The sequence below is a fragment of the Secundilactobacillus muriivasis genome (assembly GCF_054785195.1).
Genome location: NZ_BAABMI010000110.1, coordinates 1 through 1,786, shown reverse-complemented (window position 1 = coordinate 1,786; position 1,786 = coordinate 1). Strand labels below are relative to the sequence as shown.

Annotated in this window: 2 protein-coding genes; both read left to right on the top strand. The window is 31.1% G+C overall.

Annotated features, from left to right (window positions below; all coding sequences use genetic code 11):
- Nucleotides 1–144 precede the first annotated feature (144 nt).
- Nucleotides 145–1,539, top strand: coding sequence for an ATP-binding protein (locus ACYVR3_RS16125; protein WP_461245017.1), 1,395 nt, complete (start codon nt 145–147; stop codon nt 1,537–1,539).
- Nucleotides 1,540–1,548: 9 nt separating this feature from the next.
- Nucleotides 1,549–1,734: a hypothetical protein gene (locus ACYVR3_RS16120; RefSeq protein ID WP_461245016.1), complete on the top strand. Its 186-nt coding sequence runs from the start codon at nt 1,549–1,551 to the stop codon at nt 1,732–1,734.
- Nucleotides 1,735–1,786: the final 52 nt, after the last annotated feature.

The following is a 1,786-nucleotide window of genomic DNA, read 5'->3' as shown; positions in this document are numbered from 1 at the left end:
ACGTAAAATTCCCATCAAGCACTTGAATCATGTGTTTGATGGGGATTTTGGAGTTTCTGGTGAATAATTCAGGATAAGATATATAAACCAACAGATGATGTTTTAGATAGAATTATTAACTTTTCTGAAAGTGAACAAAATACAGTGAAAATTGGAAAAGCCAGATTTAGTTCTACAATGAGATATCAGAGTAGAAATCAAAATGTTGATGTAAGGATTGACCCACTAGATTTAGTCGGAAAGCGAACGGCATTGTTTGGAATGACTAGAACTGGAAAGTCGAACACAGTGAAAAAAATAATTGAGGAAACGGTGCTAATTAATAAAAAAATCAAGGATAATAATGAGCATGTAACTAGTAAATTAGGATTAAAAAAAGTTGGCCAAATAATTTTTGATATGAATGGTGAATATGCTAATGATAATCAGCAAGATAATACTTCAATCTACCAGAAATTCTCAGACGAAGTGGTACGGTATAGTTTGGACTATAAGCCAGGATTTAGAGAAATGAAAATTAATTTCTTTCATAATATTCTTGGAGGATTTGAATACATCAAATCTAATTTTGACGATACTACAACATCTGATTACTTTGGTGCTTTTTTAGAGATTACTTTAGTTAACGATGACGTAATTAAAGATTTAAGACAGGATAATAATCATGGGAGGGCAACAACACTTGAAAGAATAAAAGCTGCATATGAATGTGTGTTGGATAAGGCTGGATTTGAACATGATGCTGAATTAACCGTTAAATTTAAAGGAAAAGCTGAAATTAATAGTGTTACTAATATTAATCCTGAAAAAGGAGTCAAGCTAAGTGATGCCTATACATGGTTTAAGGCAGCGTGGGAAGATGAGAAATACGCTAATAATTTAGACGGAGATTTACAGAGTGTACTGACGGTATTACTCAAAAAAAAGCCTGGGAAGGGATCGTCTACATCATATAGTGGTTATAAAAAAATAGAACCACTACGTAAGTTTCATACAAAAACAACAGAAACTTCATTTGAGGACGATATTGTAGATTTATTGAGAGAAGGAAAAATTATTATTTTAGATTTATCTCAAGGAGATCCAGAGGTACAGAGTAAGAACGCTAAGCGGATATGTACGAAAATTTTCGAAAATTCAATGAAATTATTTACTCGGAATGAAGCGGAAAGACATAATTTTATACAATTTTATTTTGAGGAAGCGCATAATCTTTTTCCAAAACAAAATGAAAAGGATTTAACTAATATATATAATAGGTTAGCGAAAGAAGGAGCTAAATTAAGATTAGGAATAGTGTATGCGACTCAAGAAGTAAGTTCTATTAGTAATAATATTTTAAAAAATACACAAAATTGGTTTATATCACATCTAAATAATTCAGATGAAACGAGAGAATTAAAAAAATATTATGACTTTGGAGACTTTACAGATGCATTGATTCGGTACAGTAATAACTTAGATAAAGGGTTTGCACGAATTAAAACATTATCTAATTCTTTCGTGATTCCAACTCAAATAGATAAATTCACAAAATAGGAGAATGATATGGCATATACCGCACGTAATGGGAGAAAGAGAGACGAGCATGCCAGTAGAACAGCTCATTCTAAAATTATCAAAAATCCAATAGTTAAAGATTTTTTGAGCAAGGTACGGTTACCTCCATCAAAAATTGAAGAGAAAAGCTTTAATGAATTATCGAAATCAGGTAGCGTCAAGAATCTTGTGTAAATGAAATGCCTTCGTACATATAATATGTATCTAACTTAAATAAATGATGCTT